The sequence below is a fragment of the Commensalibacter sp. ESL0382 genome (assembly GCF_009725775.1).
Taxonomy (GTDB): Bacteria; Pseudomonadota; Alphaproteobacteria; order Acetobacterales; family Acetobacteraceae; genus Commensalibacter; species Commensalibacter melissae.
Genome location: NZ_WNII01000004.1, coordinates 1 through 12,695, shown reverse-complemented (window position 1 = coordinate 12,695; position 12,695 = coordinate 1). Strand labels below are relative to the sequence as shown.

At 36.6% G+C, this 12,695-nt stretch carries 10 protein-coding genes and 1 tRNA gene; 6 read left to right on the top strand and 5 right to left on the bottom strand.

All coding sequences use genetic code 11. The annotated features are described in order from the left end of the window. Positions 1 to 74: 74 nt before the first annotated feature. Positions 75 to 161, bottom strand: a tRNA-Leu gene (locus GM552_RS00835). A 66-nt stretch (positions 162 to 227) separates the two neighbouring features. On the opposite strand from GM552_RS00835, the gene lipB reads away from it, so the two are divergent. Continuing rightward, on the top strand, positions 228 to 935 hold the full coding sequence (gene lipB / locus GM552_RS00830) for a lipoyl(octanoyl) transferase LipB (protein ID WP_110439513.1): 708 nt from the start codon (positions 228 to 230) through the stop codon (positions 933 to 935). Here the strand turns inward: lipB and GM552_RS00825 are convergent. Further along, the gene (locus GM552_RS00825) at positions 913 to 1,539 is read right to left on the bottom strand and encodes an outer membrane lipoprotein carrier protein LolA (RefSeq protein ID WP_155564869.1); all 627 of its coding nucleotides are present in this window, start codon (positions 1,537 to 1,539) and stop codon (positions 913 to 915) included. The genes lipB and GM552_RS00825 overlap by 23 nt on opposite strands. A gap of 183 nt (positions 1,540 to 1,722) precedes the next feature. Between GM552_RS00825 and GM552_RS00820 the strand changes: the two genes are divergently transcribed. The 3 genes from GM552_RS00820 to GM552_RS00810 are packed head-to-tail and all read left to right on the top strand — an operon-like array spanning position 1,723 to position 5,308. Then, positions 1,723 to 2,316 carry a J domain-containing protein gene (locus GM552_RS00820; protein ID WP_155564868.1) on the top strand — a complete coding sequence of 198 codons (594 nt, stop codon included), beginning with the start codon at positions 1,723 to 1,725 and terminating at the stop codon, positions 2,314 to 2,316. A gap of 48 nt (positions 2,317 to 2,364) precedes the next feature. Then, on the top strand, positions 2,365 to 3,387 hold the full coding sequence (locus tag GM552_RS00815; RefSeq protein WP_155564867.1) for an AAA family ATPase: 1,023 nt from the start codon (positions 2,365 to 2,367) through the stop codon (positions 3,385 to 3,387). 37 nt (positions 3,388 to 3,424) lie between these two features. Beyond that, positions 3,425 to 5,308, top strand: coding sequence for a cobaltochelatase CobT-related protein (locus GM552_RS00810; protein ID WP_155564866.1), 1,884 nt, complete (start codon positions 3,425 to 3,427; stop codon positions 5,306 to 5,308). 52 nt (positions 5,309 to 5,360) lie between these two features. Here GM552_RS00810 and GM552_RS00805 read toward each other — a convergent pair whose 3' ends face one another. Both GM552_RS00805 and GM552_RS00800 read right to left on the bottom strand, forming a co-directional pair. Further along, positions 5,361 to 6,587 carry a pyridoxal phosphate-dependent aminotransferase gene (locus tag GM552_RS00805; protein ID WP_155564865.1) on the bottom strand — a complete coding sequence of 409 codons (1,227 nt, stop codon included), beginning with the start codon at positions 6,585 to 6,587 and terminating at the stop codon, positions 5,361 to 5,363. A 15-nt stretch (positions 6,588 to 6,602) separates the two neighbouring features. Next, complete coding sequence (locus GM552_RS00800; protein WP_110439508.1) at positions 6,603 to 7,808, bottom strand: pyridoxal phosphate-dependent aminotransferase; 1,206 nt, start codon at positions 7,806 to 7,808, stop codon at positions 6,603 to 6,605. Between the two features lie 242 nt (positions 7,809 to 8,050). On the opposite strand from GM552_RS00800, the gene GM552_RS00795 reads away from it, so the two are divergent. Both GM552_RS00795 and GM552_RS00790 read left to right on the top strand, forming a co-directional pair. Continuing rightward, a complete protein-coding gene (locus GM552_RS00795; protein ID WP_230882717.1) occupies positions 8,051 to 9,676 on the top strand; it encodes a hypothetical protein in 1,626 nt (541 codons plus the stop codon). A 56-nt stretch (positions 9,677 to 9,732) separates the two neighbouring features. After that, complete coding sequence (locus GM552_RS00790; protein WP_155564863.1) at positions 9,733 to 10,920, top strand: aldose 1-epimerase family protein; 1,188 nt, start codon at positions 9,733 to 9,735, stop codon at positions 10,918 to 10,920. 72 nt (positions 10,921 to 10,992) lie between these two features. Here GM552_RS00790 and GM552_RS08985 read toward each other — a convergent pair whose 3' ends face one another. Further along, positions 10,993 to 12,375: a glucosyltransferase domain-containing protein gene (locus tag GM552_RS08985; protein WP_255446309.1), complete on the bottom strand. Its 1,383-nt coding sequence runs from the start codon at positions 12,373 to 12,375 to the stop codon at positions 10,993 to 10,995. Between the last annotated feature and the right edge of the window lie 320 nt (positions 12,376 to 12,695).

Here is a 12,695-nt window from a genome sequence, read left to right as displayed (position 1 = left end):
TAAAATTGGTAAAATTATATATCAAAGGCAAATGAAAAGAAAATAGGTTCTATATTCAAGTCGCAACAAGAATGTGGTGCGACCGAGAAGACTCGAACTTCCACGGGGTATTTCCCCACAAGCACCTCAAGCTTGCGCGTCTACCATTCCGCCACGGTCGCACGGGATTGATTTTCATAATTCAATCCAATATGCTTTCTCTATAACCGATGAAAGAGTTTCTAGCAATGGCTATCACACCAATATTTTTGCAAAAAAGCAAAAAAGTTGTTCCCTATCCCACAGCAATTCAATGGATGAAAAATTACGTTCAAAAAATATTTGATGGGAAAGCGGCAGAATGCCTATGGTTTTTGGAACATCCTCCGCTTTACACTGCGGGAACATCGGCAAAAGAGAGCGATTTGTTCAATCCACAGAATTTTCCTGTTTTTCATACTAATCGGGGTGGACAATGGACTTACCATGGTCCAGGAATGCGAATCATCTATGTAATGATGGATTTACGTAAACCCCATCCCACTTTTCCCGATCATGATATTCGCGCATTCATTCACAAACTTGAAGACTGGATCATTCTCACCCTTCAACAATTCAATATCGCAGCAGAAAAAAAAGAAGGGCGTGTCGGATTATGGGTTACCGATCCTGTTACAAAAAAAGAGAAAAAAATTGCCGCAATTGGAATTAAGCTATCCCATTGGATCAGCTGGCATGGAATTGCGTTGAATATTAATCCCAAACTGGAAAATTATTCTGGAATAGTCCCCTGTGGATTGAAGGAATATGGAATTACGAGCATGCATGAACTAGGAATTAATACTTCATTTGATACGATAGACCAAGTCCTCTGTCAAGCCTGGCAGCAAGTGTTTGTCTATTCTCTAAAATTGCGGTCACCACCTTCTGACCTTATGGTTGATCAGGATAGTTAAAATAATTATTTTTAACACTTAAACCCATATGAACATTTGAAATATTCATGATCGTTTGCCGTTTACGCACATCTATAGCTTGCATCTGATCAAGGGTTAACTGACCATTTACATCTTGAAACCGTAGAGTTAACAAACCTTGGGATGGATTATCCCCGCTTGCCAATGAAATTTGCAAAGCCTGTGTTCCCTTTTGTATTGCCGTTACAAGAATGGGTGATGATAAATGAACAGGGCTATTTAGCATTAATCCCAAAGGGTTTCTTGCCAATCCAATATGTGTAACAGAATGATCGTCAAAATTTTTTGCCACCATTTTTTTACCCTTTGCAACAACAATCATTGTGGAAGGGGTTTCATAATTTAAACGTAATTTTCCAGGTATATATACGATACGTCCTTCAGATTGATTACCATTTGACCAAATTTGCGTGAATTGTCCCTCAAATCCCCTTGGATCGTTCAGGGCACTTTCAACCCTTGAAATTGAAACGAGCTCGCAAGTAGGTCTTGCTTTCTGATTAGCCTGACATGCCATTAATATAAACGGAAAAAGCAATATTATTTTTTTGCATATCCCATTCATGATTTTATCTATTCTCATCGCCTTACCTCTTTATATCAAGATGATTAATTCTATATCAGAATTATAAAATATCTTTAATATGCCCTTTGAATTATAACCGTTTTTTGGAATATAATTCATTTTTCCCCAATTCTTGTGATATTCTTCCAAGAACAATGTTCCTTACTTTTCTATTCTATTTCTTATGAAATCAAAATACTTATGATGTTTAAAAAGAAATGGGCAACCATGTTTGATCCCAACAATGCAAAAACAACACCGCACCGTTATTGTGACATGCCAGGATGCAGAGAACCAGCAGAATATCGGGCACCAAAATCCCGTCACCAGTTACATGACTATTATTGGTTCTGTTTTAGCCATATTCGGGAATATAACAAAAACTGGGATTATTTCAGGGGAATGAATACTGCGCAAATAGAGGAACACATGCGTTCCGCCGCCGTATGGGATAAACCTTCGTGGAAGCTTGGTAGATTAGGAAAAAAAAATCTTTTAAATGAGCAATCATTCCATGATCCACTACGGCTTTTTCAAAAAACCAGAACAAAAACACATCATGATACCGGACAGAAACCCAATATCCCACAAGAATTACAAAAAGCTTTGCAATTACTGGAAATTAGCTGGCCACTTTCGTTGGCCAATTTAAAAAAAAGATATACCAAGCTTGCCCGTAAATATCATCCTGATACAAATGGTGGTGACGCAGATTTGGAAGAAAAATTTAAAAAGATTAATGCAGCTTATTCCCTACTCCGTACATATTTGACAAATATGATTGAAGCAAAATAAAAAATCATTTAGATCATTAAAATAACTCTTCTACACAGGATAATTTCTATGTCCAGATCAACTTCAAACCTAACTAATCCCGATAAAACCAATTTACCTGACATTTCTATGTTATCAAAACCAGATAAATTGTTTAACGTAAGAAAAACCTTTGATATTGATCTTGATATGGAGGTCAAGGGATTTTCAAAAAAAACCTCACTGGTTCCCGATCTGGATCCAAACTATTTTTTTGATCTAGATACCACTCATGCCATTCTTGCAGGATTTCGATATAATCGACGGGTCATGATACAGGGATTTCATGGAACAGGAAAATCCTCCCATATCGAACAAATCGCTGCCCGCCTGAACTGGCCATGTATTCGCATCAATCTCGATAGCCACATTTCCCGTATTGACTTGATTGGAAAGGATGCCATCATCCTAAAGGACGGAAAACAAGTTACACAATTTCAAGAGGGTTTACTTCCATGGACTTTAGAGCATCCATGCGCACTTATTTTTGATGAATATGATGCTGGCCGTCCTGATGTTATGTTTGTCATTCAACGTGTGCTTGAAACAGAAGGCAAACTGACCTTGCTGGATCAAAATCGAGTTATCCGCCCTGATCCATCCTTTCGTCTTTTTGCAACCGCAAACACCATTGGATTGGGAGATACGACCGGGCTGTATCATGGCACTCAACAAATCAATCAGGGTCAAATGGATCGCTGGAATATTGTTGCCGCACTGAATTATTTACCCCCTCCACAAGAAATTAAAATAATCATGGCAAAAATGAATGTACAGCCTCAGGACGCAGAAACAAAAAAACAGATTGAATCAATGGTAGCATTGGCCAATTTAACCCGAATTGGATTTGCCGAAGGGGAACTGTCTACTGTAATGTCTCCTCGCACTGTCATCAGCTGGGCTGAAAACTATACAATCTTTCATGATCTTGCATTGTCTTTCCGCCTAACCTTCCTAAATAAATGCGACCTGTCAGAACACGGAATTGTAGCAGAATATTACCAACGCTGTTTTAATGTTGACCTTTTAACAACCGATCCTAAAACGGTTTAAACAATATTAAATTATCCGATTTAACAAGAGGATTATAATGCCTAAAAATCAGAAGAACAGACAGACTGATTTACTCAATTTTCAAACCGCTTATAATCCTGAACGTTTCAAACAAGCCCTGATTGGTACCATACATACTTTAAGTGGTTATACGGCAACCAATATCAATTTCTGTTCAAGCACGGTCAACAATCGTCAATATCAATCCAAAAACAACAAGGAAAACGTGTATCTTCCACAACCACCAGAAATACAAGATGCAAAAACCCTGCAATTCATTAGGGGACAAGCTGATGCACTGGCCCTATATCTAAAATATCATGATAATGATCTTCCTTCACCACCAGACTTAACATCAGGGGATGCTCAAAATAGTTTCAATGCCCTGGAACAAGTCCGTGTGGAGGCATTAGGAAGCAAGAAGATGGCAGGGGTTGCCGCCAATCTGCAGGCAGTTATGGAACATAACAGTCATATAGAAGGGCATGCAAGGATGGACAAGGCGGAACAATTATCTCCTGCAAAAGCCCTTTCTTTACTTGTTTATGAAACATTGACTGGAAAAACAGTACCAACAGCATCTCGTAAAATTCTGCAATTATGGCGCAATCAATTAACACCCCAGGGTGAAAAAGCTCTCAAGGCCATGAAAGAGGCTTTGACTGACCAGGATCATTATGCACAAGCTACCAAACAATTGCTTCAAGCCTATCGTTTACTAGAAGGAGAAGAGGAAAAATCCGATAATGGCAAGGAAGAATCCTCTCAAGATACCGCGGATCAAAACAAAGATACCAATCCAGAATACCCTGAAGAAAAACAAGAACAGCAAGAAAGCGAACTTGAACAGCAATTTTCACAAATTCCACTGAATATGGAGGATCAAGAAAAACCGGATTCAACCATGGGAAGTGATAAATCTGAAAAAGCTGGTGGCCCCTCACAACAACCTCCGGATACCCTAGCTGATGTTGAAGATGCATCCTATCACATTTACACAAAATTATTTGATGAGGTAGTTACCGCTGAACAGATTTGCGATGTAAACGAGCTAGACTTCCTAAGAAACCAGCTTGATCAACAATTACAGGAAATACAAAATATCATATCCAAGCTGGCCAATCGTTTACAACGCAAATTGATGTCGCAACAAATCAGAAGCTGGAATTTTGATCAGGAGGAAGGACTTCTCGATGCCAGCAAATTAACAAGAATAATCACCAACCCAACCAATTCTCTGAGTTTTAAACAAGAAAAATCAACCGGTTTTAAGGACACGATTGTAACACTGTTAATCGATAATTCTGGATCCATGCGAGGACGCCCTATTTCGATTGCGGCAATGTGTGGAGATATTCTGGCCAGAACTCTTGAACGTTGTTCCGTTAAGGTAGAAATTCTCGGTTTTACAACCCAGACCTGGAAAGGTGGACGCAGTCGTGAAAAATGGTTGGCTGACAAACGTCCCCAGAATCCAGGACGGTTAAATGATTTACGCCATATTATTTATAAAGCTGCCGACCAGCCATGGCGACGAGCCAAACGTAATTTAGGCCTTATGCTCAAGGATGGCTTGTTAAAAGAGAATATTGATGGAGAGGCTCTTTTTTGGGCGTGGCAAAGACTTAAAACCCGTGTAGAAAAACGTAAAATTTTAATGGTTATTTCTGATGGAGCACCTGTTGATGATAGCACTTTATCGACGAATGGATCAGAATATCTTGAAAATCATCTTAAACGCATGATTCGCAAAATCGAAAATCGTGCTGAAATCGAGCTTGTAGCCATTGGAATTGGGCATGATGTAACACGTTACTACAAACATGCCGTGACAATCACCAAGGCAGAAGAATTAGGGGGAACAATGATTCACGAACTCACCAAACTATTTGATGAAAAAGACAAAATTCAATCTAAATAATTTTCAACCCCTTCATTAATACTCAAGAAAACCGGAGCATTAATGAATACGATCAGGATAACCCTTGCACAAACTGGGAAATTCTTTGACAGGCCTCTTCAAGAACGACATCATCAGCGGCATAAGCTATACGCAAGTAGGGACTTAAACCAAACGCTGATCCGGGAACAACCGCAACATAAGTCTCTTCCAATAATGCTTCAGCAAAATCCTGATCATTGGCAATCAACCTTCCCTGAGCTGTTTTTTTTCCAATACAGCCGGCAATACCTGGATATATATAAAAGGCCCCCTGTGGAATATTACAGCTTATACCATTCATTGCTGAAAAGGCGGCCGTCATTTTTTTACGACGTCGATCATAAGCCAGTTTCATTGATTCAACTTCTTTTTGCGCATATTGCAAAGCCGCAGTAGCAGCTGCCTGACTGACACTGCAGGCACCAGAGGTTGAATTGCTTTGAATTTTAAGCATCGCTCTAATCAAACGCTTTACCCCACCGGCATAACCTATACGCCAACCTGGCATTGCAAAAGTTTTAGAAACCCCATTCGCCGTTAAAATACGATCTTTTAATTCTGGTGCCAAAGCCGCCAATGAATAATGGCGTTGCCCGTCAAAAATCAAATGTTCGTAAATTTCATCAGCAAAAATCCATATCTGAGGATTAATCCTCAATACCTCAACCAATGCCAGCAAGTCTTCTTTTGTCCAGACAGCACCAGTTGGATTGCTGGGGGAATTCAAAATCAGCCATTTAGTCCTAGGCGTAATAGCGGCTTTTAATTGCCTTGCCTTTAAGACAAAATTATCTTTTTCAGGACAAACAACATGAACCGGATTCCCTCCTAGAAATCGTACCATAATCGGATAACTGGTCCAATAGGGTGCCGGAATAATGACTTCATCTTCCAGATCTAAAGTCGCCATCAAGGCATTGAACAAAATCTGTTTAACCCCATTTGCAACCATAATCTCGTCCAATGCATAATCGACACCATTTTCTTCCTTGAATTTTTTTTGTATGGCCTTTTTCAACGATAAAAAACCGTCTATAGGAGGATACTTCGTTTTTCCTTCCAAAGCCGCCTGATAACCTCCCTCAATAGCTATTTTGGGTGTTAAAAAATCAGGCTGTCCCAGGGCTAAGGAAATAACATTTTTTCCTTCTGCTTTCAGAACCCTTGCCCGCATTGACATAGCGATGGTTGCAGGAGCTTCAAACCCGCTCATTCTTGAGGCAAGAGCGGGCTCAATTGCAATTTCCTCATTATTCATAACCAATATCTAGCCCTAACTCAAATTCATGCAGAAATGTTTAATCCGTAAACAGGCTTCCTTAAGCAACTCTGTATTTGTCGCATAGGAAATACGGAAATATCCATCCATCATAAAAGCTGCTCCATGAACTGTGGCTACACCCTCTTCTTCCAGTAAAGCCGTTACGAAATCCTGATCACTATTAATTTTTGTCCCCTTACTGGTTGTTTTACCCAAACAATTTTTCATTGAAACAAACAGGTAAAAGGCCCCCATGGGTTTTAAACAGGATAGACCCGGTGCACCATTTAGGTTATCCAAAACCAGATTTCGCCTTTTTTGATAAGTAGCCACCATATCGGCAACTGAATCCTGTGAACCAGTCAAAGCCTCAACGGTTGCCGCCTGACTAATGGAACAGGGATTGGTTGTGGACTGTCCCTGCAACTTTATCATTGCCTTGATAAATTCTACAGGGGCGGCAGCATATCCAATACGCCATCCCGTCATCGAATAGGCTTTTGAAACACCGTTCATTGTAATTGTGCGTTCTTTAAGGCGTGGTTCAACCTGGACTACTGTTGGGGCAACCACCCCATCGTAAACCAGCTTGGAATAAATATCATCCGTCAAAACCCATACATTTGGATATTGCATCAAGACATCACATAAAGCCTGCAATTCTTCTTTACTGTATACAGCACCTGTGGGATTACAAGGGGAATTCAAAATCAGCCATTTCGTTTTAGACGTAATTGCTGCACTCAGTTGTTCGGGCTGCAACTTGAAACCTGCGTGCTCCTCCTTACAAGGAATGATAACTGGTGTTCCACCAGCCAATGTTACAATATCGGGATAAGAAACCCAACAAGGTGAAGGGATAATGACCTCATCTCCTGGATTAAGACTGGCCATCATCGCATTGAATATAACCTGTTTTCCACCACTGGAAACCATGATTTCTTCAGGTTGGTAGTCAATATTATAATCGGCTTTCAAACGTTGGGCAACTGCCTGGCGGACAGCTGGGGTCCCTCCAACATCTGTATATTTTGTCTGTCCGGACTGAATGGCTGCTATGCCTGCGTTCTTAATATTGATCGGCGTATCAAAGTCAGGTTCACCAGCCGAAAGGCTGATCACATCCTGACCCTTACTTTTCATGGCACGCGCCTTTGCACTAATCACCAGTGTCTGACTAGGCTGTATTTTTTTCAATCGAGCAGATAGAATATCCATTATTACCATTCCAGTTACGTAAACAATTCATTCATATAAAGCTTATCATTATATAAAATATTTATAAAAAACTTTATATAATATAGATCATGTTTTAATTAATTATAATAATTTATTTTTTATAAGACCATTTAACTTTTAAACGATCATTGAATTTAATTTTTCTCTTTTGAAAAATCTATATCGAACGAACTCATTTAAATAAATTTATTAAAACAAGAAAGATTATAAAACCAATGGAAATGGCTATTCTTAAATATCATGTTCTAGATTTCATAAAAAAAAATCAAGCAAAACCGATTCCAGCAAAAATATATCCCGGATTGAAAAATATAACGCAAATTACTGAAAATTTTAAAAATAACCTGGCTAACCAAACAATATTAAAAGAGCTCTGCCAATATTGCCTTACTTTTAAAAATTATATGTTGGCTGAAGCGTTAATAAATTTTCTTATAGAGATAGATTCAAACAATAAGGACTACTATTTTTTTAAGGCAACTATCCTTTTCTTGAAAAAAGATATAAACGCTTCTTTAGAAAAACTGGAAAAGTATCTCAATTTCATTTGTTCTTCTGACCTCTTAACAAGGGATATCATGTCCGAATTGGAAAAAGGTGAAATTACCAATTATTATATGTTTTTTTTACCCAATATCTTACAAAGATATAAATTGCCAATTCCAACCTCCGAATTTAACCTTTATCTTTTTCCCTATTCAATGCACGACGCAAATCAAACAATTCAACAGCGTTATGCAATTTACCTGGGCTATTATTGTGACAGACTTCAAGAACATTTTAGAGATCTGTTAAAAGGGTTACTGGACGAGGAATATGAATTAAATGGAGATACAACCTGGTATCATCTAAATGCAGGAAAATTGCAGTGGCTTCTCCATAATAGACCCTTGGCAGATTATCACTTTCAAAAATCCAAAGAACTGGCTCCTGAAACTTCCGTTTATTTCGACAATGAAGATAGTGGTGTATATAGTTGGTTAACAGAAAAGAGATACCAAAATTTTGAACAGGCTGATAAACATGATGATCCATTTCATCTGGAAAAATGGCAATGGTCATATGCTGATCTAAAAGGTCAACAGGCCGATTTACTATTCATTCTGGGTTGTGATTCCCGGTATTTAAAATATTTACCCAAATTTCTCTTTACTCTTGTAAAAGCACATAAAAGGGTAGATTTTCAAAGTAAAATCGTTCTTGCTCTTGCATTGGAAAATCCATCATCTCAACAAAAAGAATTTCTAAAGGAGATCTCTGAATTTATTCATAACACCATTTCTAATATGCATATTACCTATGGTTATGGTTCCTCACTTTATCGGGATGCAGCCTATTTTACCTGTTTACGTTTTCTTTTTGCGGAAAAACTTTATCAACGTTATCCTACAAAAACCTTTATTCTTGATATTGATCTCACCGTTACAGAGGATTTTTTCAGTAAAAAATTCCCTTTATTTGGCAATTATGATTTTGGTTTGAGACTTTTTGCTTTTGATAAAAATGGTGATCAGCTCGTGGGGGCACCTTGGTGTTTGGGAGCCGGAATTACATATCTAAACCATTCAGAAATCACCCCTAAAATTCTTCATTTTATCGGACATTATATAAAATGGGCTTATGATCCCCATAATTTTACCAATTGGTGTATTGATCAATGTGCTTTGTCACAAGCTGTCGAGCAATTTATACGCCCTTCCTGGAAAAATTTGGTAATAAGAGATATCGATCAAGAGAATTTATTTGATCTATCCAATTATTTTAAATCAAAAAACGATTTTTATTATCAAGCCCCCTACATCAGTGAAAATAATTTTAAGGAACAAATTCAATTATTATTGCATTAATTATATAAATCTTCAAAATAATGCATGAGTGCTGTTTGTAAATCCGGGAGAATAAAATGACACTAGAATTTTCATTATCTCAAAATCAGACCAAATCTTTTACACTAACCAGCGCAGCCCATAACATTGAATTAGGCAATTGGGAGATTAACAATCACCAGCTTGGCATTGAGGATGTTTTATTTTCTATTCAGCAAATCTGTCTGCATGGAGGAAAACAGGAAGGTTCCAGACTGATCATAATTAAATGTCCTGATGGATTGACCATCACCCTGAGCCCAACACGAGGAATGAATGTGATTGAAGCAACAGCTCCTGGCATTCGCCTGGGTTGGGATTCACCTGTAAAGGAGATAGTCAACCCCACTTTCATAAATCTTCAAAGTCGCAATGGCACCGGATGGTTGGAGGGTTTTAACGAAATGATGGTGCGTTGCGGTTATGAATGGTCTGGGCATCCTTTTACCGACACCAATGGTGAGCTTTATAGCCTTCATGGAAAAGCAGCAAATACACCAGCGTCTGAAGTTATTGTTGAGATCGATACTCTATTCCCATACGAAATCAAGATAAAAGGCTTAATTAAAGAAAGCACTTTCAAAAAAACCGATTTACGTGTTCTAACAGAGCTATCCTATATTCCTGGCTCCCACAGTTTTACCCTTCATGATCGCTTGACCAATCATGCCGATTACTCGCATCCCTATCAAATTATTTACCATAGCAATTTCGGTAAACCTCTATTAGAAAAAGATGCAAAATTTATTGCCCCTGTCAAAGAAATAAGTCCTTTTAACAACTATGCTCAAAATGGGCTAGATAATTGGCAAACTTATCGTGAACCTACCAAAGATTTTGATGAAATGGTATTTAATATCATTCCCTATACCAAAAAAGATGGAAGCACCATGGCCGCGTTGCATAATAAAAGCGAAAATAAAGGAGTTTCCATTGAATTCAATACTAAGCAACTTCCCTTTCTAACTTTATGGAAGAACACAGATACCGAAAAACAGGGATATGTCACAGGCATAGAACCAGGAACCAATTTTGCCTATCCTATGACAATTGAACGTGAACAAGGTAGACTTAAAAAACTTCATGCCGGAAAAACAGTTGAATTTAAATTGAGATATAACGCCTTACTTGATCGGCAAGCTGTTGAATTCATGAAAAAGGAAATTACCAATATTCAGGGCAATCAAGAAACCCAAATCAATCAAAAACCAGTCGCACAAGAATAACAGAATTGAAATAAAGGATTAATTGACATATCCCTTGTTCAATCAATCCTTATCCAATATTTGATATATGGATTAAAAAGTTCCTGGATTATAGTTTTTGGTAATACTATCGCAATAAGAGCCTGTTTTAACATACAAAATAACACCATATAAAGTCGATTGAATATAACAGCCAGAAAAAATATCTTTAGCATCTTTTGGAAAATCTGGAGAGGCCCTGCCAATAACATTTTTATGCATGTAATACTCCCCATTTAATAAGCCGTTTACATACCAAGGGTTTGACAATCCAACAAAATCAAAAATTTTCCTTGTTAATGGATGTGTTTTCATAATGGTTTGTTGAGAAGAAAACCTCAAATCATCGCGGATAAATGTAATCCCCTCCACTTTCTTATTACCAAAATGATAAATAGATTGTAAAATTTCCTGTACTATTAATGCATTCTTCTGATGATCTATTCTTTTCAGGTTACATAATGCTGATGACAAAAGCAAAGATGTCCATAAATAACAAATTGGAACCAAAAGCATTATCTTTGAATGACAACCAGCCTTTTGAACATACAGAAATATAAAAATGAAAAAGGCTGATATACCCATCATTTCACGTGTATTACCACTGGGTATATTTAATATAATATTTGAACTCGTTATGGCAATCAGCAATAAAGGAAAACACAGGCATAAAACACAAATTCTTTTATAATTTTTCTTTAAAAAATCTGTTATCACTGTATATAAAAAAAATACAGATGAAATAATCAAAGATACTATTATATAGTTTTCCTGAATATACAATAAAAACAGTAATAGATATATTTTGATATTCTCAATAAGATGAATGAATATATGTTCATTTAAAACAATAATCTTTCCTAATGGACCATAATCGTTGGTAATCAAAAAATTTACAACGCATATTTTATAAATGAAAAATGTAGTTAATATATTGCATAATCTTAGAAATAGTTCCCTGAACAATCCGGAAAATGCTACCTGATCACTATCATTCAATAGTTTTACAGCCAATAGCCCAATAACTAATGTCAAAGCACATTGATAAAAACAATATAAAGAAAATATTAGGCATGAACGAATTATATAATCAATACACACATTTTGATTATTTTCTTTAAATACAAATAGGCATGCCAATGCAACACTGCATGTCATGATTATACAATCATATTTATATGATAAATTTTGTAAAAAAAATGGATTGCATAAAAGAAAAATAAATATAGTTAATTTTAATAAATAATTCTCTGATCGAATTATTTTATCTGTTATATAAAGAAAAATTAAATACAAAGCTAAGAAAGCAATAATAAATGAAAAAGGATAAGGGTCGGGAACTATTGCACTTCCGTTTAATAAACGGATCAACCAAACAGAAAACGGTCTTACATTAAGGAACCATATAAAAAGGTCACCATTAGATGCCCGATACATATCATCAACAAAATCATAAGGAGACAATAAAAAAGGAATAGAATAAATAAAAGTAATAATAGATGTTAATAAAACATAATGTTTTTTATGAATGGTTATAGACATCAGTTTAATATTATTTTTTAAATTACATATGTTGAAACTATTTTAATGTTAAAATATAAATCCTGATCTGAAAACAAGCCAATCTAATTTAATTATTCTATAAAAAATTTTTATATTTATTAAGTTATGATATTTATTTGTTTTTTTACGGTATATGAGAGGTGGACATGCGATATTCACAAGTGGTTTATTCATTTTTTGCATGAGGGAATGGA

Coding starts and splice junctions, on each gene's coding strand:
- lipB (WP_110439513.1), top strand. CDS start 228: ATGGCTATCACACCAATATTTTTGCAAAAAAGCAAAAAAGTTGTTCCC.
- GM552_RS00825 (WP_155564869.1), bottom strand. CDS start 1,539: ATGAGAATAGATAAAATCATGAATGGGATATGCAAAAAAATAATATTG.
- GM552_RS00820 (WP_155564868.1), top strand. CDS start 1,723: ATGATGTTTAAAAAGAAATGGGCAACCATGTTTGATCCCAACAATGCA.
- GM552_RS00815 (WP_155564867.1), top strand. CDS start 2,365: ATGTCCAGATCAACTTCAAACCTAACTAATCCCGATAAAACCAATTTA.
- GM552_RS00810 (WP_155564866.1), top strand. CDS start 3,425: ATGCCTAAAAATCAGAAGAACAGACAGACTGATTTACTCAATTTTCAA.
- GM552_RS00805 (WP_155564865.1), bottom strand. CDS start 6,587: ATGAATAATGAGGAAATTGCAATTGAGCCCGCTCTTGCCTCAAGAATG.
- GM552_RS00800 (WP_110439508.1), bottom strand. CDS start 7,808: ATGGATATTCTATCTGCTCGATTGAAAAAAATACAGCCTAGTCAGACA.
- GM552_RS00795 (WP_230882717.1), top strand. CDS start 8,051: ATGGCTATTCTTAAATATCATGTTCTAGATTTCATAAAAAAAAATCAA.
- GM552_RS00790 (WP_155564863.1), top strand. CDS start 9,733: ATGACACTAGAATTTTCATTATCTCAAAATCAGACCAAATCTTTTACA.
- GM552_RS08985 (WP_255446309.1), bottom strand. CDS start 12,375: ATGTATCGGGCATCTAATGGTGACCTTTTTATATGGTTCCTTAATGTA.